A 24,662-nucleotide genomic window follows, 5' to 3' on the forward strand; every position below is an offset into this window, starting at 1 on the left:
AGCACTGTAAAAATACAGTCTTAATGCTGCTTAGGAGGAAATCATGAGCGCTCAGGCCGAACAACTACTGCAACGGGGTTCCAGTGTCACCCGTTCACTGCTGCCGGCGATTTTCAATATCTTCAGCCAATGGCGTCTGACCGGCGCCCAGCAGATGACCCTGCTGGGGCTCAGCAACGAGAAGACCCTCTATAACTGGAAGAGCCAACCCGAGAAGGCAAAGCTGACGCGAGACCTGTTGGAGCGGACCAGTTACATTCTGGGGATCTACAAGTCCCTGCAAATCCTGTTGCCCGATCAGTCGCTGGCCGACAAATGGTTGGACACACCTAACGACAATCCGCTGTTCAATGGCACCGCACCGCTGGACCGGTTGCTGGCTGGCCATGTGGTCGACCTGGCGGTGGTTAGGAATTTCCTTGATGCGGAGCGGGGTGGCTGGTGATTGCTATTAATACGCTACCCAGTAGCGAGGTCAATGAACCGGTCTATCGGGTCATCCTGGCGCGCTACCCACAGATTCACCTGTTTGAGCGCGTCTCCAATCCACAGGATTGGGAGGTGCTCTATGCCGTGGAGTCCCTGACCAACCCCCGACTGCGCGATGAAGTCGGCGATATTCGCCTGGTGCCGCCGGAAGACAGGGTCTATGGCGACGGTGCCTCCTGGATCATGGCTACCTTCACTCATCTTCCGGTGGACAGACGGGGCGGTCGCTTCAACCGGGATTTCGGTATCTATTACTGCGCTGCCGATGAGGCGGTCGCCATTGCTGAATCGTCCTTCCACCGGGCGCGCTTTCTGCGTGAATCCCGAATCGACAAGACCACCCAGGAGATGCGCGTGATTCGCGCACAGTTGGGGCCGACCACCCTTCACGATGTACGTCACCTGGCCGGAGACGGGATCTACGATCCCGACCAGTATGGCGAAGCTCAGCAACTGGGTTACGCATTGCGTGATGCCAAAAGTTTTGGTGTTCACTACCAAAGCGTGAGAGCGGAAGGGGAGTGCTACGGAGTGATGCGTGCCCGAGTGTTGTCCGATGCGATCCACTGGCGCTATCTGCGCTACCACTATGACCAGGGGGCAGTCGTCAACGTTGAATCCCTCGATGGTAATAGTGGCGGCAGTGGCAGGAGGTGATGGCAATGTATAAAGAGCTGCTATGGATCTTCACGCAACTGCCGGACGATTACATCGTCCTTGATACCGAAACCACCGGGCTCCCCGACGAAAATGGCCTACCGGATATCGTGACACTTGGCCTCACCGTGGTGAGGAACCGTGAGATAGCGGAATCTGTAGAGTTTAAAACACGACCGCAAAAACGCATTTCAGAAGAAGCACAGTCGATACACGGCATTACCAACGAACAGGCTGTCGAATTTGAATCCTTCAAATCCCAGTGGGATAAGGTCGCCGAATACCTGAAAGATCAGCTAATCGTCATTCACAATGCCAGTTTTGACTGGCCAATCCTACTGGATCATATCGCCCGATACGGTTTGCCAATGCCGCCAATTCAAGGTGTATTTTGCAGCCAAAAAGCGGCCATTCCCTGGGCGCAGGCATTGAATCTCCCATGCAGCCACAGAGGACCGTCGTTAGATACGTTGACGGAAGTGTTGGGCGTTGAAAACCTCAGAGAAAAGAGCAGTGGAATACATGGAGCAGAGATAGATAGCCAGCAAGCTGCTCAAGTTACAGAGATAATGAGACGCAATGGCGATATGGATTTACTTTAAATCTTGAGTCATTAGGATTGAAAATCACTCAATGTGTCGGGTTACGACTACGAAGCAGATACTAATTGAGTAAGGTACCGCGAGAATACCCACAAATGAGTTCCGAGTGGCGATAGAAATTATTTGTGGTGTGCTTTGCTTTGGGATACATGGTTTGTGTAGTGCTGTTTGATACTAATTAGTCGATTACAACATCAAAAGAATATCTGTGTGTGACAATACGGCTTAGTGAGAATTGGTGTTGGGCAGTTCTCGGAATACTCGCAGGCCAAACGGCTAGGGCGCATGTACATCCTAGACAAAGGGTGGCTTATTAATGGAGGCAAGCTGTAGATGCTTGATCAGATGTTCACTGCGGAAAATTTCCGCCGTATCTATGATAGTGAAAACCGGAAGGGTCTTGATCTTGCAGGTCTCTATTTCCCCGATCTTGAGCCCCATACTCTTGCTGTCCGCAACAAGGTGCAGGAGATTCGTGCGCATCGATCAAGGGAATCCAGCCTCAATGCCGAAGATTTCAAGCAGCAACTAGACGATCTAAAGGCTGAACTCGCTCATTTGAAAGCAACAAAGTCCGCTGCGATTGACGAGAAAATGAATGAAATTAGCCTCAAAGTACTGCAGCCTAGCTTCAAAATCGAACTTAGCCAAAAGGGCGGGCCCAAGGGAAAGCCCGTTTATTGTATAGACTCGAAGCCAGAGACCTTTTTTGTCATCAAACAGCTTCAGCGTAATATCTACCGGATTTATGGCGTCAAACAGGCCAATCGCCACGATCTCGTATGCCAAGTGCGTGATACCGTCGGGACAAAATTTCCTTTTGAGATGGTTCGGACAGACATCTCAACGTTCTACGAAAGTATTGACAGAAAGAGGCTCACCAAGAAACTTGATAAGGATCAGCTCCTAAGCCCTTCCTCAAAAAAGTTCATTAATCAGGTATTGGATTCCTACGGGGTTCTATCCGGAACATCCACCGGTATTCCTCGGGGTGTAGGCATCAGCGCTTATTTAGCTGAACTCTACTTGCGTCCAGTTGACAAGGCAATTCGCGCCATTCCAGGGCTTATTCTTTACTGCCGTTTTGTCGATGATGTAGTGTCAATCTTTGCACGTCCTCCCACTGGCACGGATCTTGGCTCATATAAAGATCACGTCATCAAAGTTTTTGCAGAAAATGGTCTGACACACAATCTGGACAAGACTTATGAGTTTGATTTGAAGAGGCAGGAGCCGAAGAAGTTCGAGTACCTTGGCTATCGATTTCTGGTCCAGCCTGGCCAGTGCCAAATTAAAGCCAGTTCTGCGAAAATTCTGAAGTATAAGAACCGCATGAACGCTGCATTTGAAGACTACTGGAAAAACTGCTCCACTGACTCCAGGCGGGCTTATCGTGTTCTTGTATCGCGAATAAAGTTTCTAACAGGTAACACTCGCCTTTCGAATAGCAAGTCACGGGCGGTAACGGGGATATATTACAACAACTCCATTGCAAACGATCTCTCTAGTTTCGAGATGCTGGATAAACTACTGAAGAAACGTGTGGCGAAGATTAAGCGTGCAAGTCTTCGGAAGCGGCTCAAAACTTACAGGTTCACGGATGGTTTTAAGACTCGGCGTTTTCATAATTTCAATTCGCGTGAGCTGCAAACGATAGTAAAGGCTTGGAAATATGAGTAAACGACGAGCCACTCTCACCCATAGAAAGCAGCGATCTGTTCTAACAGATATGCTGCCGTTTGAGGTGCCTCCGACCTTCTCCAATCGAGGTTTTTACCGATTTTTAAGAGATCACGATATAGAGATTGATGATGGATATATTCGCTGGGTTTCAGATGCCAATGATCTAGATGCAACAATGCAACTGTTATTTGGCATCGAAGACGTGGGCTCGATTAAAACCGAAATTTTAAGCGAATGGGGGAGGACGAAGACGCGTAGGTATGTTCGTTTGAAAAAATGCAATATGACAACAATACCTTTTAATTTCCAGATTTCTCACAATCTCGACGGTCGAACCCTAAGTGTCGTGCATCCTCGCAATCAGGTTGCGGTCGCGAGTTTCTATGCGGCGCAAAGCGCGCTAATTGTTTACTACACTTCTGTAAGTGACTTCTCGATTCGGCGGCCGGTTTCGGTATCTCGCCATGCATATTTCAATGACAGATTGCATCAGGAAAAGCTGGATTCCGTCGCCGGTGTGGAAGAAGAAGACAAGGAATATGAACAGCTTGGCTCTTATTTTGTTTACAAAAAGTACCGCAATATTCACCAGTTCTTTGAGTCGTACAAATATCATCGATGTGAGAAAAAATATGACGCGATGGTCCAAATAGACGTAAATAAATGCTTTGACAGTATTTATACTCACTCTCTACCTTGGGCTGTGCTCGGCAAGTCGCAGACAAAGTTCAGTTTATCGGAATCCAAACATACGTTCGGTGGATTGTTCGATACATTGATGCAGAACCTTAATCACAATGAAACCAACGGGATTGTGATCGGGCCAGAATTCTCCCGAATTTTTTCAGAGATTATCCTGCAGGCGGTCGATGTCGAGCTTTCGAAGCGTCTGTCCGAAGATTCTAATCTTACGCATAAAATTGATTATGAGATTTTTCGTTACGTTGATGACTACTTTGTTTTTTACAATGAGGAGTCTACACAGTTAAAAATTATAGAAACGCTGCAAGTTTTTTTGAAGGTCAATAAGTTAAGTATTAATACCTCCAAGATTAAGCACTATCAAAAGCCCATCATCACCGAAATCACGATTGCCAAGAATCGCATATCAACGCTACTGAATAACGAAATCAATCCGGCCACTGAAGATGTTGTAGAGGGCCCTGAGGAGGCAGGGGCTATAAAGCTCGCATGTCCCGTAAATTCAAATCGGCTCATCATTCGCTTCAAGACGGTAATTAAAGAAACGTCTGTTACCTACGGCGAGCTACTGAATTACACTCTCGCTATTACCGAAAACAAAATCGAAAAACTCTTTCAATCCTATCTGGCGTGTGACAAAACAATACATGATCAAAAGCAGCTACTTAAATCGCTTTTGGCTATTATGGAGTTCGCATTTTTTGTGTATTCTGCAAACCCGCGCGTAAATCATACGATTCGGCTTTGCCGGATGATTACAGCCTCAATTGACTTTCTTTGCGTTAATTCACTTCCTTATGAATTGAAGCACTTGCTGTTCAAATATGTCCATGACAATGTATTGCAACAGCTGGAAAAAAACGCGATGAAAGCTCATTGTGAAGTCGAAAGCTTATATCTTCTCATTTCTTTGTCGCAAATCGGGCGAGAGTATTGGCTACCTGAGTCAGTCTTGCTGCGGCATTTTCTCATTACGGAGGAAGAGGCTACGCACAAGTATCAGCGTGTCGGATTCATGAGTCATTTTTCCATTACGGTGCTGTTGTCTTACATAAAGGATAAAGTCCGCTATGCGAAACTTAAGGCCTTCACTGAAGAGCACATCGTTCGTAAGCTCGAGTATATGAGAGCGCATTGCCACAATGATGCGGAAGCCATGATCCTTCTATTGGATTTGATTGTATGCCCCTACATTAGCATCGCTACTAAGGACGCGATAGGCCAGATTTTCGGGCTGGATGCCACAACACTTGCAGCTATTCAGAAGACCAATGACCACTGGTTTACGGCATGGGGAGACAAATTCGATCTCGGTAAAGAGCTAGACGCCAAGCGCAGTCGTGAAGTATATTAGGCGTGGCGCACCGCTCTACCCTTAATGGCTGTTGGCAGCCCACACACAAGCGCCTTCACGACTCCTATATCAATTGGGGGTTGGGTAACCAGACGTGCAGGAGCGGGCCGTCTTCCCCACCCACTCTGGCGCCACAAAAAATGCAGTTTTACTGATGACCAAGCTGGTTTCGCTTCGAGACTCGGTTTGTCAATGGCGTTGTAGCCGGTACTACCCCAGTGTCTTGATCACATTTGTATTCAGAATTCCGGGGACAGTTTACTTAATTAAATGTCTGTTATTGGCCGACTGCGAACTAAAGCCTTGATTAATCTCGGGGTTTTTTCTATTCGCTCTTCCTCCGTGCGCAGACTTGAAATAACAACTAGAAAACCACCCCACCCACCGAATAGATTTCCCATCGTCTACCGCCTCTAATTCTTGCACAATGCCCCCCGTAACAACTTGCGGGAGCAGCAGTGCCATAAAACGCCAATTTTGACCATCGACTTTTCTGATCCTAGGCTTGCCTGTCACGTCAGTGGCTTTTACGGATACAGACACCGCCCATGAGCACGGCCTTTTTTACCAGATCGTTTAGCAGCACCACTTGGTATTCACCGCCGGTTTTGGACTATTCACTTAATCCATATCTGCTTGGCATTAACAAATTCTTTTATGCCTTGCGGCCCTAGCTCACGGCCATAACCGGAACCTTTAATGCCGCCACTGGGTAGTCGTGGATCGGTTTTAACAATGCCATTAATGGCCACCTGGCCGGAGTCGATTTGTAAAGCCAGTGATTTTGCCAGCGAGGCGTTTTCTGTCCAGATCCCGGCCCCCAGGCCATATTCAGTGTCATTGGCCATTTCAAGCGCATGATCGACATCATCTGCTTTGATGATCACCATCACGGGTCCAAAAGTTTCCTCCTGAAAGGCGCACATGGTGGGTGTCACACCAGTCAGTAATGTCACCGGATAGAAAAACCCGGCCTCTTCCGGCAAGTGACCGCCAAGCAGACATTTGGCGCCGGCGGCGATCGTTTCTTCGACCTGGCGGTGCAAATTCAGTTGTAAATCCTCACGGGCAATTGGACCGATATCCGTGTCGGCCTGCAGGGGGTCACCAAGCCGTAACTTGCCAAGTCGCTGTTCGACCAGCTCGATAAAACAATCATGGACATCCGCCTCAACGATTACCCGTTTGGCGGCAATACAGGACTGGCCGGCATTAATGATCCGCGACAGGCAGATAATATCCGCCGCCTGTTCGAGATTGGCATCGTTTAACACCAGTACTGGATCCGAACCGCCGAGTTCCAATACACAGGGCTTAACTTCACTACCGGCTATGGCTGCCACTTTTTTGCCTGCGCTGTTGGAGCCGGTAAACGACACTGCCGCTATGCGTGGATCGCGAATCGCCAGTTCCACTTCCGGTGTTTCCAGTGGCAGGTTGACCATAATATTATCCGGCGCACCGGCCTTTAAAAATGCGTTGGCAATTGCCTGGGCAGATCGCGGCACATGCGGGTCATGTTTCATCACGCAGGTATTGCCAGCCATCAGTGCCGGCGCCAAATAGCGAAAGGCCAGCCATAACGGTGCATTCCACGGCAAAATACCCAGCAGGGTGCCGAGTGGCTGGTAGGTCACATAACTCAGGCTGGCATCGGATGGCAGGGTCTCGTCGGCCAGATAGGCCTCGGCATGGTCGGCGTAATACTCGGCGCAGGTCGCGGCTTTTTCGACTTCTGGCATACCTTCTTTGATGGGTTTGCCCATTTCCAGTGCCATTAACTCGGCAATGTCCTGTTTTTCGGCGCGCAATTGTTTGGCCACGGCTTGCAGCACTTTGGCACGCTCGGCAAAACTCGTGGTACGCCACTTCGCAAAGGCGGCACTTGCATCGCCAATGCGAGCGTGCATTTGATTTTTATCAAGCGAGGGGAAACCTCCGAGCTGTTGTCCGTTATAGGGATTGGTTGCTACTAGCATAATGTCCTCAGGAAGGGTGTTTGGTGGTGGTTTTTTTAACGTCTGTGGTGGCCTCGTTGTGACGCGCGCTATCCAGACTCAGCAGTTTTTTACTGCTGTTTGTCGGTTTGACGCTAAAATCCCGATCCATTGTGAAGAAAGACTCACAGCCATCCTCGGTAATGTAGATGGTGTCAGAAATACCGCAGGTTTTATCGCCATCGACACCCCACATCCAGGGAATAATGTGGAAGGTCATGCCGGGTTTTAGTACTGCGGATTCACCTTGCTTAAGGCTGACGATATAGCCCTCATCCCAACTGGGTGGGAAGGCGATACCAATCGAATAACCAGAGCGGGTCACCAGCCGGGCACCCACATCATTTTTGGTAATGATATTGCGGATCATGTTATCGGCATCGGACACCGTCATACCCGGCTGAAATTTATTGTGTACGACATCCAGAGCCATTTTCATGATCTCCTGGGCCTTGTACATTGATGTACTGAGTTTTCCCAGCACAACGGTGCGCATCATCGCTGTGTGATAACGCCGGTAACAGCCAGCGACTTCGAGAAACACATGTTCGCCGGGTTGCACCACGCGACCTTCCCATGTGGCATGACCAATCATGGTGCGCGGTCCGGATGTCACGTAAGGCATCACGGCCGGTGGTTCTCCGCCAGCTTTAAACATGGCAGAACTTATCGCCGCACCAATTTCATTTTCAGTGACACCAGCTTCCGTGGCATCGATACCCGCCTGCATGCCCGCTTCGGTAGCTCTTGTGGCATTTTGCATGACAGCAATCTCTACCGGCGACTTGCAGACCCGTCCCTCTTCAACAATGCCAAAACAATCCAGCAATTTACCATCGGTCAGTGTGTTGTGAATGCAATCCTGATGATACGCCGGGAAGAAGTAGCTGTTGCGCTCATAGCCGATACGTTTTTTATCAAGACCAAATTCACGCAAGGCATCGACCAGCATTTGAATCGCATCACCGGTATCCGGATACGGCCGGGTGATTTCCACCCAGGTGCGGGCCGTGATATTCGACTCTTCCAGTTTCCGGGTGATCATAAACGGCTCATCTTCGAGTGGCACGACCAGGGCCTGAAAGAAGGAATAACCCGTCGTCTGATAATCCGTCAGATACATAATGTTTTCCGGATCGGAAATTACCACCGCGTCCATGTGGCGCTCGGCTATCCGCTCACGCAATTCGCGCAATCGTCGCGCATATTCCTCAAAAGGAAAGGTCATATCATCGCGTTTTCTCATGCCGGCTCCTGCATCATGACGTTATCGGTGGCTTTAATGAGGATTTTCAGCCCTTCTTCCAAATCAGCTTTGGGCGTGGTCAATGGCGGTATCAATTTCACTACCCGACCGCCAGTGCCGCAACTGGCAATCATCAGACCGGATTCAAAACACTGACTGACAATTTGTTTGGCGCGATCACCATTACCGACGTCGAGGCCCAGGATCATGCCTTTGCCAGTCAGGTTCACCAGCGGATGCCGATCCACCAATGGCTGCAGGCTATCTGCCATCATGGCACCATGGGCTTTAACGGTTTGCATCAGTTCATCGTCGTCAAAATACGTCAGTGCCTGATCGCCGGCGATAAAGGAAATATCCTGGCCCCGAAAGGTGCCGGTATGTTCGCCCGGCAACCAATGCTGGTCATGTTCGGGTTTGACCAGATTCATGGCCATTGGCGTACCCAGACCGCCGATACCTTTGGCAAGGCAGATAATATCGGGATCCACATCCAAATCATCGAAACTGAAAAACGAACCGGTGCGACCGACGCCGACCTGAATATCATCGATAATCAGCAGGGCGCCGACGTCTTTGGCTAGTTTGGCCAAGGCCTGTAACCAGCCTTTATCGGCGACCTTGACGCCACCTTCGGCCTGAATGGTTTCCAGTAAAAAACCTGCTGGCGGTGAAATACCACTGGAGCTGTCAGCATAAATAGCGCGCAGTTGTTCGATGCTCTGCATGCCACAACCCAGTTCACAGCCGGGACAGACGGTTTCGCAACCAAATGGGAAATGTTGAACATGGGTCAGTGGCACACCGGCCGCGTTACGGAAATGCTGGTTAGCGGTGGCACTCAGCGCTCCCAGGGTCATGCCATGAAAACCATGGCTGAAAGCAACAATATCCTGCCGGCCGGTTACCCGACGGGCCATTTTCATGGCGGCTTCAACGGCATTGGTGCCGGTCGGACCCATAAACTGCATTTTGTGCGGCATTTTACGCGGTTCAAGAATGGTCTTGGTGAAATGTTCCATAAATTGCCGCTTGGCAGTGGTGTGCATATCGAGACTGTGGGTGACACCGTTCGATTGAATGTAGGCAATCACCGCTTCGGTCATTCGCGGATTGTTGTGGCCAAAATTCAGCACCCCGGCACCGGCAAAAAAGTCGATATATTCCCGGCCATTTTCATCAGTTTGCCGGGCATTCAACGCCTTATCAAAGACTACCGGATACACTCGGCAATAAGCCCGAATTGCCGATTCTCTTTGTTCAAATATGCTCATCTAATTCTCCTTACGTATTTACGCCTTGCCGACGTTGGACAGATCCTCCGGAACAGGTGCGCCACAAAGGCGTGCAAACAGGGCCGTGACCAAAGGAATCAACCGGTCGTTAAAATCATAGTATGGACTGTGGCACGGTGCCTGATGTTCAGGGCCATCATCGCTACCAATCAGCGCAAAAGCGCCGGGGATTTCCTGCAGGTAATAACTGAAATCTTCGGAGGCCATAATTGGCAAGCGAATATCGCTATACAGGGCATCAGCGCCGAATAAGGTCTTCCACTGTTCACGTATCTGCAAAGCGGGCAGGGCGTGATTGGTGGTCGCTTCATAGCGCGGATAAATATTGACCTCGCAATGCACGCCATAGCTGATCGCGGTTTGTTGACTGATTTCAGTGATAAGGCGGTTGAGTGTTTCGCGCGTGGCTTTATCGGGAACGCGGATGCTGCCACCAATTTTGGCCTGTTGCGGTATAACGGTCGGTGCGCTGGGCGCCTCAATAGACGTAACACTTAATACTGCGGCCTGTTGCGGGGGTAGACGCCGGCTGATGACCTGCTGCAAGTTTAAAGTGATGGCACTGGCGGCCAGCACTGGATCCCGGCATAACTCAGGCTGACTGGCATGACCGCCCAAGCCGTTAATAATCAGCTCAAATGTGCCATTTCCAGACATGACAATGTCATCGGGGCAGACCAATTTGCCAAATGGTATCGCCGGCCAGTTGTGCCAACCATAAATCACATTAATACCGTCTAACGCGCCATCATGGATCATTTCCCGCGCACCATGACCGCCTTCCTCCGCAGGCTGAAAAATCAAGGTCACCGGTCCTGGCAATACAGATTCCTGCATTTTCAGCCAGTGGGCTGCGGCCATAAGCGTTGCGGTGTGACCATCATGCCCACAGGCGTGCATGCAGCCGGGCTGTTGGGAAGTCCAGTTTTTTTGGCTGTTTTCACTGAGAGGCAGCGCATCAATATCACCGCGCAGCGCAATATGCGGGCCTTTGCCTGTCGAGTTCAGCCAGGCCAGGGTGCCGGTGCCGGCACAAGCGCGCCAGGCAATATTCAACCTGCTGAGCGTCTCGCGAATACGATCAGCGGTACGGTATTCCTGCCAGCCCAACTCAGGATGCGCGTGTAAATCCCGTCGCAACATTTTTGCGTTGGTGATGGTTTCCTGCCAGCTATCTGACATGGCCCCCCCCTATTGTGGCTCGCACATCACGGTTTGGTGATAATGCAACTTCACACTGTAAAAAAAATCGGCGCATTGCAAGAAAAATCATCAGCTTTTCAGTCATGTTGATTGATTGACATGAAAAAGCCGTTTTTTTGCAATAATAATTGCCCGCTATTGTGGGTTGAATTTAACGAAGATGATGAAGCTGTGGCTTTAGCGAGGACAGCTGAATAGGTCTCAGAACGTTGATAGTCCGCTTGCTTCCATCATGCGATAAAGCCAGTAGTTGAGGGCGGATTCATCGGCGTACGCTTCATACGGCAGGCTGTGAAATTGCTCTCCAGTGTTGTTCCATTGCTGATCGAAAAAGGCCAGAGCGCGTTGGGCGGCGGGATGTTCGGAATCGGTCTGCAGGGCGACCTGGGTTTCGAGGTTGTAATTGTCAAGATTGCGCCGGGTGAAATTGGCGGAACCCAGCATTAGCCAGACCGGCTGGTCGTCACCACCCCGGTGCAGCATGTATTTAAAGTGGCATTGCTCGCCACTTGTGTTGCACCAGCGCAATGGAATGCCGGCTGCGTGCAACTCGCTGGCAACCTGTCGGTTGGGTACACCATTCTTCTTGCGCCCGAAGGCATCCTCATTGGGATCGAGCAGAATGCGCAACTGTACGCCGCGCTGGTGAGCCCGAATCAGGGCCTCGATCAATTCGCGATGGGCCAGGTAGAACATGGCCACGTCCAAGCGGTCACCGCTTGCGGCCCGTCCGATCTGTTTTAGCGCTGCATCGCGAATAGCCGCCTCCGTCAGGACCTGTATCGTCGCTCCGGAGGTAGTGGATTCACGGGGCGGTGTCCATTGATTTGGCCAGTTCGGAACCTGACCGGACAGCATGACTGTGGCACGCATGCTGGCCAGCAGATCAGCCGCAGCTGCGCCCGAGAAAGTCAGAGCTACGTTGCTGTGTCGGCTGCTGGCATCATGGGCGTTACCGGACGACACCCAGCCTCGAAGCTGCCCGGCCCGGTCGACGACCAGCGCTTTGCGGTGATTGGCTTTGAAATTGGGCAGGGTTAGCCAGGTCCTCAGGCTAACCGGTTTTTCGCCGACCGGGTTGGGCAGCCAGCCCCCCGGAGAGTTGCCGAACCACTGACAGCACATTCGCCAGGCCGCTGACCACAGTGGATTGGAGTCGCGCAGCATCGAAAGATCGGTTTCGACAACGTCGATTCCCGCGGCCTTCAGCGCATCAAGACGGTCGGATTCGACGCCGCCGTAGAGCCGGTTGAAGGGGTCGATAATCAGTATAATCTGCATATCGGGGCGGGCCTGCCGTCGGGCTAGCAATCGCTCGAACACCTGGCCGGAGAGTGCGCGATATCCGTCGTCAGTGCGGCCGGCGAAATCGTTGATTAAAAACATCTCCAGCACAATCAACTGCTCGGCGTTATCGATCAGGGCTAACAATGTATCGAAGATCTCGCTTCGCTGATGCTGCTGACCATCGGCGTCGAGCCAGGTGCTATCGATCAGAAAATCGACATCATTTGCCTCGCGCTGCGGATAGCCTGTATCCAGGCCGTATGGCAACGGCTTGTAAACATGCCAGACGAACGTGCCTGAGTAGACGATCAGCAAAATGCCAATCAGCCAGGCCACCGGGTGTAATTGAAGCAATTGCATAAAAGCTATCGATTTGGCTGGTAGTGCCTTGTTCAGTATGTCTTTAGGCATTTGTGGCTCAGGTATGGCGGCTGTCGGAATGAGGCCCCCATGGTCGGGGTGGCGGTTTGATATTACGTTAGCCTTGAGGGTTCGGGCAATAATGAGCGTTGCCAAGCGCCGAATCGTCGATGGTCAGGGCAAACTGGATAGCATCCAGTCCACGCCGTTGTCCCGCCGCTTCTTCAGTACCACGACGATGCTGTGTTCGGGTTCAGTAAGTCTTCTTGGCAGCCAGCTTCCATGATTTCGAATTCAGGTATTGTGGAATCAGAGTATCCATAGGGTTAGTAGTGCCAGCGCAACGGCGAGCAATAAACCGGGCCAGAGAGGGCGGCAAAGAGAGGCATGTCCTGCAAACAGGGCCAAGCCACCTTTGACCAGTGTGTTGGTGATCGCGGCCAGCGTGATACCGGTTACGGCGGTATCGGTGCCGATGCTGTCTTGTGCCATGCGGGCCAGAGTCAGGGTGATCGCATCCACATCGGTCAGGCCGGCCACAATCGATACCAGCCAAAGACCCTGTTCTCCCATGTGTTCTTCAATACCGTGTGCGATGAGCAGAATTCCGGCCAGCAGGATGCCGAATTTTAGCGCAGGAATGAGCTGGAAAGGTTGTGTAGCCAGCTTCCCGGTATTTATTGCTGCACTGGATTCACTTTTGCGCCATAGCAAGAAAGCGCCGAGCACACAACCCAGTGTCATAGCCAGCATGGGGGGCAACAGAGTCGGCAGAAGTGCGGGGTTGATTACGGCGACTTCCAGCAAAATTCGCGGGTACATGATTGCCGAGGCCAGCAGAATGCCACAGGACAACAGGTGTGGCATCGGGACACGGGCGTTCATGCGTGCCAGACTGAGGGTCAGTGCAGTACTGGATGCCAGGCCGCCGAGTACACTGGTGATCAATACTCCTTTGTTAGGGCCTGTCAGACGCATGGCAAAGTAGGCTGCCAGGCTGATGCCAGCGATCAGCACCACCATCAACCAGATTTCGTAGGGATTAAGCGCACCCCAGGGGCCGTAGCTCTGGTTGGGCAATACCGGCAACAACACGGCTGAAATCAGAGCCAGCTGCAGAATACCGCGCATTTCACTGTCACTCAGATGTCCCATTGCCTGATGCAGGGTTTGTTTGAAGTGCAGCACGATGGTAGTGATTACAGCTACGGCGACCGCAAGGCTAAGGTCGCCGAGGATGGTAAGCAGTCCTGTGAGATAGGTTACGACGCCAGCTACAACGGTAGTGATGCCGTAGTCGTGATCATTATTGGAATCGAGCCAGTGGGCCAGCCCGAGTAGTAGAGTGACCGCAAGACCCATGGCGATGGCAATACCGGAGCCAAGCGGTGTCGTCAGCATGCCTGCCAGTGCGCCACTCAGTGCCAGCAGACCGAAGGTACGGATTCCGGCAATGCGGCCGCCTGCCGGGGTGTCGCGTTCGTGCCAGCCACGCTGAAGTCCGATTAGCATCCCCAGTGCCAGCGCCACCAGTAACGGCAATAGTTGCGTGTCCATTAAGTATCCTGCAGGGCTGCCTCAGCCCGATTGACTGACTTACAGGGTAACAGATCTCTATGACAACTGGGCTCTGACAGTCGGTGCTAACAGACAAAGAAAAGGTGCATTGGGATAGGTGCCCGGCCCTAAAACTAAACTGCCAGTTAACCGAATGGGCGGGGGCGGTATTTTCACAGAGGCACGCAGTGGCCTGGGAGGTGGGTCGATAAGGTGTTCCAATAGCTTGTGATTAATGGTGTCATTCCGCACGCAGACTTCAGCTCTGTGATCCTGTGTAGTTTGGTATCCGTTGAGCCATGCACTCACTGACAGAGCAAGAACCTGCGCATTCGAGCAAGTCCCATTATCCATTCATTAACCTCCTGGCAAACCCTCTTTAAATACTTGACTAAATTACTAGGATTTGAGACAGTACAGGCCTAGGATTCAAAGCGTTCCAGGAGGTTTCATTGCGGGTAACAAGTAAGGCACATTATGCTCTCCGGGCTTTACTGGATTTGGCCAACCATGAGCCGAACCGTTGTGCAGTGAGTCTGGCTGCGATCGCCGAGCGGCAGGATATTTCCCTTTCGTATCTGGAGCAACTATTTGCCGGGCTGCGCAGGAAAGGACTGGTGGTCGGCATTCGGGGACCCCGGGGCGGGTATCGCCTCGGAGGGCGGCCGGAAGACATCAGCGTAGCTCAGGTCACGGCTGCTGTGAGCGAAAATATGGACACCACCCGCTGCCGGGGGGAGGGCAACTGCCAGCATGGAGCAATCTGCTTGACCCATCATCTGTGGGAGGCACTGAACGAGCATATACGAAACTATCTTCAGGGCATTACTCTGGCAGATGTCATGGCTCGCGAAACCGAGTCCGGTAGCAGTGGTTCCCGGTGCCCGTCGGCTTCCGGCAAGGAAGAAAGGATTGAGGCCGTTGAGCAATTGCAGGGTTCGGCATCAGCATTTAAAGAACAGACAGAGAGTAACTAACATCATGTCGGAACAGATCAATGATCTTATCAAAAGCCATTATGCGGCCGGCTTCGTCACCGATATAGAATCGGACACCCTGCCACCAGGATTGAACGAGGACGTTATCCGCTTCATTTCGGCCAAGAAAAACGAGCCGGAATGGATGCTGGAGTGGCGACTGAAGGCCTATCACGCCTGGCTGGAAATGGTCGAACCCCACTGGGCGCATGTGAACTATCCGGATATTGACTTCAATGCCATGTCCTACTTCTCTGCGCCCAAACGCGATGAAGACCGACCCCAGAGCCTGGACGAGGTGGACCCAAAGTTGCGCGAGACCTACGACAAGCTGGGCATTCCCCTGCATGAGCAGGAGATGCTCGCCGGCGTGGCCGTGGATGCTGTGTTCGACTCGGTGTCCGTGGGTACCACTTTCCGCAAGAAGTTGTATGAGGCGGGGGTCATCTTCTGTTCTATCAGCGAGGCGCTACAGGACTACCCGGAACTGGTGCGCCAGCATCTGGGTACAGTAGTGCCACAGAAAGACAATTATTATGCGGCGCTGAACAGCGCGGTCTTCAGTGATGGTTCCTTCGTCTACATTCCCAAGGGCGTGAAGTGCCCCATGGAGCTGTCTACCTATTTCCGCATCAACGAGGCCAAGACGGGCCAGTTCGAGCGCACCCTGATCGTGGCTGACGAAGGCAGCGAAGTCAGCTATCTGGAAGGTTGTACGGCACCCATGCGGGACGAAAATCAGTTACATGCCGCGGTGGTGGAACTGGTGGCCCTGGACAACGCGAAGATAAAGTATTCTACGGTACAGAACTGGTATCCCGGTGATGAGGAAGGCAAGGGTGGCATATACAATTTTGTCACCAAGCGGGGTCTGGCCCATACCAATGCCCATATTTCCTGGACGCAGGTGGAAACCGGTTCCGCCATCACCATGAAATACCCCAGCTGTATACTCAAAGGCGACAACAGTATCGGTGAATTCTATTCGGTGGCGCTTAGCAGCAATTTCCAGCAGGCTGATACTGGCACGAAGATGATCCATCTGGGCAAGAACACACGCTCGACGATCATATCCAAGGGTATTGCCGCCGGACATGGCTCCAACACGTATCGTGGTCTGGTGCGAATGAATCCGGGTGCCACCGGTGCACGCAACTACACGCGCTGCGACTCGCTACTGATCGGAGATCAGTGCGGCGCGCACACGTTCCCCTATATTGAAAGTAAAAATCCGACCGCCATCATTGAGCACGAGGCCTCCACCTCCACGGTCAGTGACGAACAGTTGTTTCTGTGTCTTCAGCGCGGCATTAGCGAGGAAAAGGCGGTATCCATGATTGTCAACGGTTTCTGCAAGGAAGTGTTCCGGGAATTGCCTATGGAATTTGCGGTGGAAGCCGGCAAGCTACTGGAAGTTAGCCTCGAAGGCGCTGTCGGTTAATGGTCGGTCTCATAGAATTTTATACAGGAGAGTCAGAATAGCGATGTTATCTATCAAGAATTTGCATGCCACCGTCGAGGGCGAGGAAATCCTGCGTGGTATCAACCTGGAAATCGGCGCAGGCGAAGTGCATGCCATCATGGGTCCCAATGGCTCGGGCAAGAGTACCCTCGGCCATGTACTGACGGGCCGTGAAGGTTATGAGGTCACCGCTGGTGAGGTCACCTTCATGGGTCAGGATCTGCTGGCCCTGGCACCGGAAGAACGCGCTCTGGCTGGTCTACTCCTGGCTTTTCAGTACCCAGTGGAAATTCCTGGTGTCAGCAACATGGAATTCCTCAAAACCGCTGTGGATGGGATTCGCAAGTATCGCAAGCTGGAAGCGCTGGATTCCGTGAGTTTTATGAAACTGGCACGTGAGGTTTGCAAGCGCGTGGATCTGGATCAGAATTTTCTCAAACGCGGTGTTAATGAAGGTTTTTCTGGTGGCGAGAAAAAGCGAAACGAGCTGATGCAGATGATGCTGCTTGAGCCGCATTTAGCCATTCTGGATGAAACCGACTCGGGCCTGGATATCGACGCGCTACAGGTGGTGGCAGCCGGTATCAACAGCATGCGCGACGGCAAGCGTTCCTTTGTACTGATCACCCATTATCAGCGCCTGCTCAATTTCATCGAGCCAGACCATGTTCATGTGCTGGGAGGCGGTCGTATCGTCCGTTCCGGTGACAAGTCACTGGCACTGGAGCTTGAAGATAAAGGCTACGGCTGGCTGGAAAGTGAGGCCGTGTAATGAGTGATTTTATTGCCGAAGCCCTGCAAAGGCTCCCCACCGAGACGCCGGGTTGGCTCAGTGAACAGCGTCGCAGGGGCAGGGCTAGCTGGAAGTCCAGCACCATGCCTACCCGCAAGACCGAGGACTGGAAATATACTCGGTTGAGAGTCCTGGAAGAGGGCGCTTACCTGAGTTGGGCTGAACGCCAGGATCCTTCGTCGCCAGCGCTGAGGGCCCTTCGTGATCAGGTCAAAATCCCTGAACTGGACGCCCGTATGCTGGTGTTTGTGAATGGTTTCTACAGTCCCGAGCTGTCAAGCGCAAAAGCCATGGATGCTATGGAAGTCGTGCATTTCAGTGATGCCGATGAGACACAGGTGGAGAACATACGCACCCACCTGGGCACAGCTGCCAATCGCGACAAATACATGTTCACAGCCCTCAACGATAGCTGGCTCGATGATGGCGTATTCGTGCACGTAAAACAGGACAGCAAGGTCACAACGCCACTGCACGTTGTCTGGTTGACGGTGCCCCAGCGCGAGGCTTTCAGTCTGTCCCAGCGGCTACTGGTCGTTATGGAGCCTGGCAGCGAGGCCACGGTAGTGGAACACTTCGCCAGCGACGGGGCCCAACAAAACAGTTTCACCAACGGGGTCACTGAACTGGTATTGAGTGCCAATGCCCGTCTGTGTCACTACCGATTGCACCTGGAGGAAGAGCATGCCCTGCATATCGGCGGTGTGCATGCCCGGCTCGATCGCGATGCCAGACTCAACAGCTTTCACCTGGGGCTGGGCTCGACACTCAAGCGTCTGGATGTGGTGGTGCGCCATGAAGGTAATGGTGCCCACTGTGATCTCAACGGTATCTACCTGCCACGGCACAGCCAGCATATCGATTACCATACCTGTATTGAGCATGCTCGACCGCACTGTACGACCAACGAGGTTTTCCGGGGTGTTATCAGCGATAACGCACGGGCGGTGTTCAACGGGCGCATCCATATTCATCCGGATGCCCAGAAGACAGTGGCGCAACTGAGTAATAAAAATCTGCTAACCAGCAACAGGGCCGAGGTAGACACCAAGCCGGAGCTGGAGATTTATGCGGACGATGTCAAGTGTACCCATGGGGCCACGGTCGCACAGCTCGATGACTATGCGCTCTATTATTTGTGCAGTCGCGGCATTGCCAGAGAGCATGCACAAGTGATGCTCAGTACCGGTTTTATCAACGAACTCATCAACAACCTGCAGCACCCCACCCTGGGCGAGTATCTCAAGCCCGTACTGAGTGACATGTTTGTGCAGCAGGTGACACAGAGAGAGAGGACAGAATAGGCGCATGGAAACATCGGCAAAAAACATCAGACAGCAAGAGCGGGTTTTCGATGTGGAGGCCGTACGCCGTGATTTCCCGATCCTGCAACAGCAGGTCAACGGACATCCATTGGTGTATCTGGACAATGCCGCTACATCACAGAAGCCCAATGCCGTGATCGACGCCATCAGCGACTATTATCGCGGCTACAATGCCAACGTGCATCGCGGTATCCACGCTCTGGCGGAAAAGGCGACGACCGCGATAGAAAATGCGCGTCAATCGTTGGCAAATTTCATCAACAGCCCGGCTCCGGAGCAGGTGCTCTGGACACGTGGCACCACAGAGGCCATCAATCTTGTGGCTTACAGCTGGGGCCGGAGCAATCTTAAACCGGGTGACCGGGTGTTGGTCCCGATACTGGAACATCATTCCAGCATTGTGCCCTGGCAGATGGCGACTGAATCCACCGGTGCCGAAGTGGTGCCGGTTCCGGTAACTCCAAGCGGCGAGATTGACATGGTGGCGCTGGATGCGCTGCTCGATGAACGCGTGAAGATGGTGGCTGTCAGTCACATCTCCAATGCCCTGGGAACAGTGAACCCGGTGGCAGACATTGTGGTGAGAGCTCATCGGGTGGGGGCAAAAGTCCTGATCGACGGGGCCCAGGCGGTGGCGCATACCCCTGTTGATGTGCAGGCGCTGAATTGCGATTTTTATGCTTTTTCGGGGCACAAGATGTTCGGCCCCACGGGTATCGGTGTGCTCTGGGGGCGCCGGGAACTGTTGGAAGCCATGCCGCCCTGGCAGGGTGGCGGTGAAATGATAGAACAGGTCAGTTTCGCCGGCACCAGCTATCAGGGGCTGCCGTATCGCTTTGAGGCCGGCACCCCGGACATAGCCGGTGCCATCGGTCTGGCCGCAGCGGTGGACTACCTGCAGCACCTGGATCGAGTGGCCGTGGCCGCACATGAGGCCGATGTGCTCGAATATACCCTGGCACAGGGGGCGGCCTTTGATGGCCTTACCCGTTTCGGTGAGGCCGACCATGTGGCCGGTGTGTTCAGCTTCCTGCTGGATGGCATACCGCCATCCGATGTGGGTATGCTACTGGATCAACAGGGCATTGCCGTTCGCACTGGTCATCATTGCGCTCAGCCGATCATGGCGCAATACGGGATACCCGGCACGGTCAGGGCCTCGTTTGCCCTGTACAATACCCGCGCAGAAGTCGACCGTCTGTTCGAGGGGCTTGCCAAAGCCCGACGGATGTTGGGCTAACAAAATTTCATACGGTAAGCGGCACCGTATCCATTCAGGATAAGATTGCCGCAGGAAGGTGAAGCATTATGAGTGTAGAGAAATTTGATCTTGCACAGACAATTACCATTACGCCGGCTGCCGCGTCACATTTTCGCGAACAACTGCAGCGCAACGGTGGTGCCGGTGTGCGCATTGGGCTGAAAAAAAGCGGCTGCACCGGCTTCAAGTATGTTATCGAGGAGGTGCCTGCTCCGGAAGAAAACGATGTAACCCTGACGCTGGATAATGGCGTGGCCATCTATTTTAGTCGTGAAGGTGCCATTGCCCTGCGCGGTATGGAAATTGACTATACCCGCGAGGGCGTCAATCAGACACTGAAGATCGAAAACCCCAATGTCACCGATATGTGTGGCTGTGGCGAGAGCTTCGATATCAAGACACAAGAAACATGAGTCAGGAACGCAGTATTGTCAATGTTGCACGTGACTGCCCGGGGCGACTGGTTCCTGTGGGTGATTCCGTGACCATCCCGGCCGGATCCTTCGTCACCATCGTGCAGTCCCTCGGCGGCAACTATACCGTTGTGCATCAGGGCAATATGGTGCGGGTGGATGGTGTGGATGCGGATGCGCTGGGTCAAAAAAAGTTAGAGCTCAACTTCGCCGATCCTGGCAATGACCGCATCGATGAAGATCAGGTCTGGCAGGCATTGGAGACTGTCTACGATCCCGAAATCCCCGTTAATCTACGCAGCCTTGGGCTGATCTACGATCTGGATATTGATCAGGACAGCGGCAGGGTGGATATCCAGATGACCTTGACAGCCCCGGGTTGTGGCATGGGTCCGGTACTGGTGGGCGATGTGGAGCAGCGGGTGAAGCTCGTGCCGAACGTAAAGAGTGCTCATGTGGAGCTGGTCTTCGATCCACCCTGGAGCCGGGAGATGATGTCCGAAGAGGCGCAGCTCGAAACCGGCATGTTTTTCTAGTTACCGGAAACCCCATCCATCATGACGACAATCGAGAACATTCCCAGTAATCCTTTCGGAAGCTCTATCCGCGCCGAGGACATCAAGGAGACACTGGCCTTCTTCGATACCTGGGAAGATCGCTACCAGTACATCATCGACCTGGGTAAGGAGCTGCCACCCATGGATGATGAATTGAAAACCGATGAGCGGCTCGTGCGTGGTTGCCAGAGCCAGGTTTGGCTCAACACTCTGCAGAAAGATGACCGCCTCTTCTTTGAGGTGGACAGCGATGCCTTCATCGTCAAAGGCCTTCTAGGCATTATTCTTGCCGCCTATAATGGCAAAACCACCCAGGATATTCTCGATTTCGATATTGAGGGCTACTTCGAAACTCTTGACCTGATACGTCACCTCAGCGCCACTCGCGGCAATGGCCTGCGTGCGCTGGTGCAGAGTATCCAGTCCGCAGCTCGCCACTCAAATCACTCTGAACCCAATGCAGTGAAGTAGCTTCCCCAAGTTCTAGCCGGGTTAATTGGGCTTGTTCCTCCAATTTACTGTCGCTGTTGCGTATACTGACCCGACCAGTGTTTCAGGGGCAGTCCGGAGATGCAGATCACCACAATCACACCGGTTCACTATCCACTGTCAGTCAGGGCAGGTGTGAACGAATTCTCTGCTGCCTACGGCGAACTTGTGCAGCGTATAACCGCACTGGGCGACGGGCAGGTACTATACGCCCCAGACTGGCATTGCCCCGCAGAGGCGGGCGATCAGGCAGATCGGCCCGGCTCCACTGCCTATTCGGATATCACCCGTGACGACCGCGATATACGGCTGGGCTACTGGCGGGGTCGAACCGTCGACGGCTTTGAACTGACATTGCACTGCTTCAACAGCGAGCTGGCCGTGGTCGAACTGGTGCTGGAGCCGGCGTCGGATATTGCCGCCCATGCACTGAAAGAGTGGGCCGAAGAGCAAACTAAACTCGCCATAAGTCAATTTGCCAACCGGGAATTTGCCCGCATTATGGCTGCCCTGCGCGAGGCAAATATTGAAAACCTGCAATTGCGCGAAGAATGCAGCGGTCTGAAGTGTCTCTGGGTCGGCAGTATACTCAACCTGTCATCAGATGACGTGCAGCACAAAGACACCCAGATTCTGCTTCATCAATGGCTGGATGCGACCATCCGGCCCGAAGATGCCGATGATATTATCAACGGACGGCTGCGCCATTCGTTGCGCTGGCTGAATTATGTGATAGTCGCACAGGAACACCAGACGGATCGCCAGAAAGTTGAAGCCATGATTCTGGCCCAGTATTTTTATGCGGTACAACACTATATCAATCGCGATCTTCTCGCGGATATTTCCGATGTGTTTCTCGAGAAGAACCTGAAAACCAGCGAGCTGAAACTGCAACGGGTAAGGGCCCGCACACAGCTTCACATTACGACCTATTACGAAGCACGCAATCACCTGGTGCGGGCAAAAAAACAGTGGATGGAAGAAATACTGCAGGCCTGGGATTTCGACGACCTACTGGAAAATGCACAGCGGATGGTGGATGTCTGTTCGACCCGCATTAACGAAATCAATAATAAAAAGCGCTCCCTGGCCTCTATTCTTACCGATAGTCTGCTGGCACTGATTGGCCTGTTTGCCATACTTGATCTTGCGCTTCAATTCGTTACCTACAGTAGGGAGATGGTGACTTCGCCAACACTGAATTACTACGACGAGCAGACGTCGGGACTGCTCAGTGTACTGGCGACCTGGAATATTGATCTTTTCATGGGGGTTAATTTACTGATTGTGGTTTTGTTGGGAGCGTTGTATGCGGTTCTCAAACTGCGTTAAAAGCGCACTGTTGTGTTCTCTGCTACTGTCGGGTCTTGTTGCTGCAGGACCTTTCACCGCGGTGGAGGTCTACACAGACGCGTGGCCGCCTTATGTGAACCGGGAGCCAGACAAGGAGCCGGGGGCTATCACACGTATTGTCGAACTTGCTTTGCGCAATATGCGCCTTGATCCGCAGTGGCAACGTGTGGATTTTTCGCTGGCCTACGAAATGGTCAACAATAACGAAATTCGCCTGTCCTTTCCGTATTTCGAGACGGCTCGCCGCAAACAGCTCTATCCCGATGTGCGCTTTTCTGCACCCCTGATGACAGTGGACAATGTACTCTACTACAGCCGGGAGCACTGGGATTTTTCCTCTCCACCGGATTCCATCGGTGATCTTCGACTCGGTCGTGTAGCCGAGTATGCCTACGGTGAGAAATTCGAGGCATGGCTGGTAGGTGCTACGGAGTATCAGTCGGAAGTACTCGCCCTGCGCGCTTTGTTCAACGGTGATATTGATCTGTTGCCCATGGCCAGGCGCGTAGGACAGGCATTAGTCCTCGAGTATTTTCCCTGGCAATACCGTTCCTTTCGCCACATCCCTGGCGATGACTATTTATCACAGGATACGGTTCATCTGGTAACGCATGACGATCCTCAGGGGGAAGCATTTATCAAGGCCTTCGATGAAGCACTGGAAAAATTGGCTGGCGTGAAAAAACAGGATGAGGTGTGGGAAACCTCGCTGGATGCCGGGCGCAGTACCGGCTATGTGCGTCTGGTGGTGGGGGAGGGGCATCCTGTGATCATCGGACAGACTCAGCGGCAGGGAGAGCACCCCGACAACCACTACGTGATGATTCCGCCGGGCAGCCGCGGGCTGGTGCTGGACTGGAGCGATGCAGTATTTAAAGAGTTCAACTCCCCCAAACTATACGCTGCCATGGTGGCATTATCGAAAATCCGTATCGTCGACGGTCCCCACGTTGGTCGTGAACTCTACGTCAAGAACCTGCACATCGAAATTGAGTAGCTATGACCGGTTTTGAATTACTGGGGTGGTTCGGCACTCTGCTTTACCTTGCCAATTATGCTTACCTCGCCTTTTATCGGCGCTGGCGTCGACCAGTGTATTTCTCGGCCAATGGCGTTGCCGCCCTGTCCCTGGTGGTATCTTCTGCAGCCATCGCCTCCTGGCAGGCGGTGGGCATAAATTTTTTCTGGGCGGCAATCAGTGTCTGGTTGTTAATAGGAGGGAGTTTCAGGTTCGTAAGGGTAGGGCCAGGCGTCCTCGCAGTCGGTGTCGGATTGTGTTGGGTGGCCGCGTTGCCCGCGCTATTCTGGCAATGGCAATGGCAATGGCAATGGCAGTTGGCAGTGGCGATCATTGGCTGGAGCTCAACATTTGCCTTCAGTGCCGCCTATCTGTTATTCGCTGCACGTCGCCTGACTATTGGCCCCTACCATCTGTGGAATGCCTATGCGGCATTCGTACTGTTGCCACAGCTATACCTCGACGCCAACTGGCCGGTGCTGGCGATGGAGGTTTGCTGGTTTGTCATCTCACTATCGGCACGTTTCAACCTGCATCAACCTGACGAACCGCGCTAGGGATGCGACTGGTTCGATGCAGCAA

The 24,662-nt window shown here is 52.7% G+C and carries 22 protein-coding genes; 16 read left to right on the plus strand and 6 right to left on the minus strand.

Going from position 1 to position 24,662, the window contains the following annotated elements; translation table 11 throughout:
• Positions 1 to 43: 43 nt before the first annotated feature.
• The 5 genes from U740_RS08590 to drt3b all read left to right on the plus strand — a co-directional run bounded on the left by U740_RS08590 (position 44) and on the right by drt3b (position 5,487).
• The gene (locus U740_RS08590; protein WP_036860209.1) at positions 44 to 445 is read left to right on the plus strand and encodes an MbcA/ParS/Xre antitoxin family protein; all 402 of its coding nucleotides are present in this window, start codon (positions 44 to 46) and stop codon (positions 443 to 445) included.
• Positions 442 to 1,146 carry an RES family NAD+ phosphorylase gene (locus tag U740_RS08595; protein ID WP_036860210.1) on the plus strand — a complete coding sequence of 235 codons (705 nt, stop codon included), beginning with the start codon at positions 442 to 444 and terminating at the stop codon, positions 1,144 to 1,146. Before U740_RS08590 ends, U740_RS08595 begins: the two co-directional genes overlap by 4 nt.
• Before the next feature lie 5 nt (positions 1,147 to 1,151).
• Positions 1,152 to 1,748 (plus strand): 3'-5' exonuclease, encoded by a 597-nt coding sequence (locus tag U740_RS08600; RefSeq protein ID WP_036861718.1) that lies wholly within the window; start codon positions 1,152 to 1,154, stop codon positions 1,746 to 1,748.
• A gap of 333 nt (positions 1,749 to 2,081) precedes the next feature.
• Positions 2,082 to 3,428 carry an antiviral reverse transcriptase Drt3a gene (drt3a, locus tag U740_RS08605; RefSeq protein WP_036860211.1) on the plus strand — a complete coding sequence of 449 codons (1,347 nt, stop codon included), beginning with the start codon at positions 2,082 to 2,084 and terminating at the stop codon, positions 3,426 to 3,428.
• Positions 3,421 to 5,487, plus strand: coding sequence for an antiviral reverse transcriptase Drt3b (gene drt3b / locus U740_RS08610; protein ID WP_051921336.1), 2,067 nt, complete (start codon positions 3,421 to 3,423; stop codon positions 5,485 to 5,487). Before drt3a ends, drt3b begins: the two co-directional genes overlap by 8 nt.
• Before the next feature lie 617 nt (positions 5,488 to 6,104).
• On the opposite strand, the gene U740_RS08615 is transcribed toward drt3b, so the two are convergent.
• The 6 genes from U740_RS08615 to U740_RS08640 all read right to left on the minus strand — a co-directional run bounded on the left by U740_RS08615 (position 6,105) and on the right by U740_RS08640 (position 14,432).
• Positions 6,105 to 7,466, minus strand: a complete 1,362-nt coding sequence (locus U740_RS08615) for an NAD-dependent succinate-semialdehyde dehydrogenase (protein WP_036860213.1) — start codon at positions 7,464 to 7,466, stop codon at positions 6,105 to 6,107.
• A gap of 7 nt (positions 7,467 to 7,473) precedes the next feature.
• Entirely contained in the window at positions 7,474 to 8,730 is a 1,257-nt protein-coding gene (gene doeA, locus U740_RS08620) for an ectoine hydrolase (protein ID WP_036860215.1), read from the minus strand.
• Entirely contained in the window at positions 8,727 to 10,004 is a 1,278-nt protein-coding gene (locus U740_RS08625; protein WP_036860216.1) for an aspartate aminotransferase family protein, read from the minus strand. The genes doeA and U740_RS08625 overlap by 4 nt, the downstream gene beginning before the upstream one ends.
• Positions 10,005 to 10,022: 18 nt before the next feature.
• On the minus strand, positions 10,023 to 11,207 hold the full coding sequence (doeB2, locus tag U740_RS08630) for a N(2)-acetyl-L-2,4-diaminobutanoate deacetylase DoeB2 (protein WP_036860218.1): 1,185 nt from the start codon (positions 11,205 to 11,207) through the stop codon (positions 10,023 to 10,025).
• A 222-nt stretch (positions 11,208 to 11,429) separates the two neighbouring features.
• Complete coding sequence (locus tag U740_RS08635; protein WP_235189847.1) at positions 11,430 to 12,926, minus strand: phospholipase D-like domain-containing protein; 1,497 nt, start codon at positions 12,924 to 12,926, stop codon at positions 11,430 to 11,432.
• 258 nt (positions 12,927 to 13,184) lie between these two features.
• Positions 13,185 to 14,432 carry an MgtC/SapB family protein gene (locus tag U740_RS08640; protein WP_036860224.1) on the minus strand — a complete coding sequence of 416 codons (1,248 nt, stop codon included), beginning with the start codon at positions 14,430 to 14,432 and terminating at the stop codon, positions 13,185 to 13,187.
• Between the two features lie 452 nt (positions 14,433 to 14,884).
• Between U740_RS08640 and U740_RS08645 the strand changes: the two genes are divergently transcribed.
• The 11 genes from U740_RS08645 (at position 14,885) to U740_RS08695 (ending at position 24,637) form a co-directional block, all read left to right on the plus strand.
• Positions 14,885 to 15,409, plus strand: a complete 525-nt coding sequence (locus U740_RS08645) for an Rrf2 family transcriptional regulator (RefSeq protein WP_081890894.1) — start codon at positions 14,885 to 14,887, stop codon at positions 15,407 to 15,409.
• Between the two features lie 4 nt (positions 15,410 to 15,413).
• Positions 15,414 to 16,850, plus strand: a complete 1,437-nt coding sequence (sufB, locus tag U740_RS08650) for a Fe-S cluster assembly protein SufB (RefSeq protein ID WP_036860226.1) — start codon at positions 15,414 to 15,416, stop codon at positions 16,848 to 16,850.
• A gap of 43 nt (positions 16,851 to 16,893) precedes the next feature.
• Entirely contained in the window at positions 16,894 to 17,643 is a 750-nt protein-coding gene (gene sufC / locus U740_RS08655) for a Fe-S cluster assembly ATPase SufC (protein ID WP_036860228.1), read from the plus strand.
• On the plus strand, positions 17,643 to 18,968 hold the full coding sequence (gene sufD, locus U740_RS08660) for a Fe-S cluster assembly protein SufD (RefSeq protein WP_036860229.1): 1,326 nt from the start codon (positions 17,643 to 17,645) through the stop codon (positions 18,966 to 18,968). The genes sufC and sufD overlap by 1 nt, the downstream gene beginning before the upstream one ends.
• Before the next feature lie 4 nt (positions 18,969 to 18,972).
• Positions 18,973 to 20,229, plus strand: coding sequence for an aminotransferase class V-fold PLP-dependent enzyme (locus U740_RS08665; protein WP_036860231.1), 1,257 nt, complete (start codon positions 18,973 to 18,975; stop codon positions 20,227 to 20,229).
• Positions 20,230 to 20,297: 68 nt separating this feature from the next.
• Positions 20,298 to 20,663, plus strand: coding sequence for a HesB/IscA family protein (locus U740_RS08670; protein ID WP_036860233.1), 366 nt, complete (start codon positions 20,298 to 20,300; stop codon positions 20,661 to 20,663).
• A complete protein-coding gene (gene sufT, locus U740_RS08675) occupies positions 20,660 to 21,199 on the plus strand; it encodes a putative Fe-S cluster assembly protein SufT (RefSeq protein WP_036860234.1) in 540 nt (179 codons plus the stop codon). The genes U740_RS08670 and sufT overlap by 4 nt, the downstream gene beginning before the upstream one ends.
• A gap of 30 nt (positions 21,200 to 21,229) precedes the next feature.
• Positions 21,230 to 21,691 (plus strand): SufE family protein, encoded by a 462-nt coding sequence (locus tag U740_RS08680; RefSeq protein WP_407674731.1) that lies wholly within the window; start codon positions 21,230 to 21,232, stop codon positions 21,689 to 21,691.
• A 99-nt stretch (positions 21,692 to 21,790) separates the two neighbouring features.
• A complete protein-coding gene (locus U740_RS08685; RefSeq protein ID WP_036860236.1) occupies positions 21,791 to 23,041 on the plus strand; it encodes a hypothetical protein in 1,251 nt (416 codons plus the stop codon).
• The gene (locus U740_RS08690; protein ID WP_152556814.1) at positions 23,019 to 24,059 is read left to right on the plus strand and encodes a substrate-binding periplasmic protein; all 1,041 of its coding nucleotides are present in this window, start codon (positions 23,019 to 23,021) and stop codon (positions 24,057 to 24,059) included. Before U740_RS08685 ends, U740_RS08690 begins: the two co-directional genes overlap by 23 nt.
• 2 nt (positions 24,060 to 24,061) lie before the next feature.
• Positions 24,062 to 24,637, plus strand: a complete 576-nt coding sequence (locus U740_RS08695; RefSeq protein WP_036860240.1) for a CBU_0592 family membrane protein — start codon at positions 24,062 to 24,064, stop codon at positions 24,635 to 24,637.
• The last annotated feature ends 25 nt before the right edge of the window (positions 24,638 to 24,662 follow it).

Origin of the sequence: Porticoccus hydrocarbonoclasticus MCTG13d (assembly GCF_000744735.1) — a bacterium.
Lineage (GTDB): Bacteria > Pseudomonadota > Gammaproteobacteria > Pseudomonadales > Porticoccaceae > Porticoccus > Porticoccus hydrocarbonoclasticus.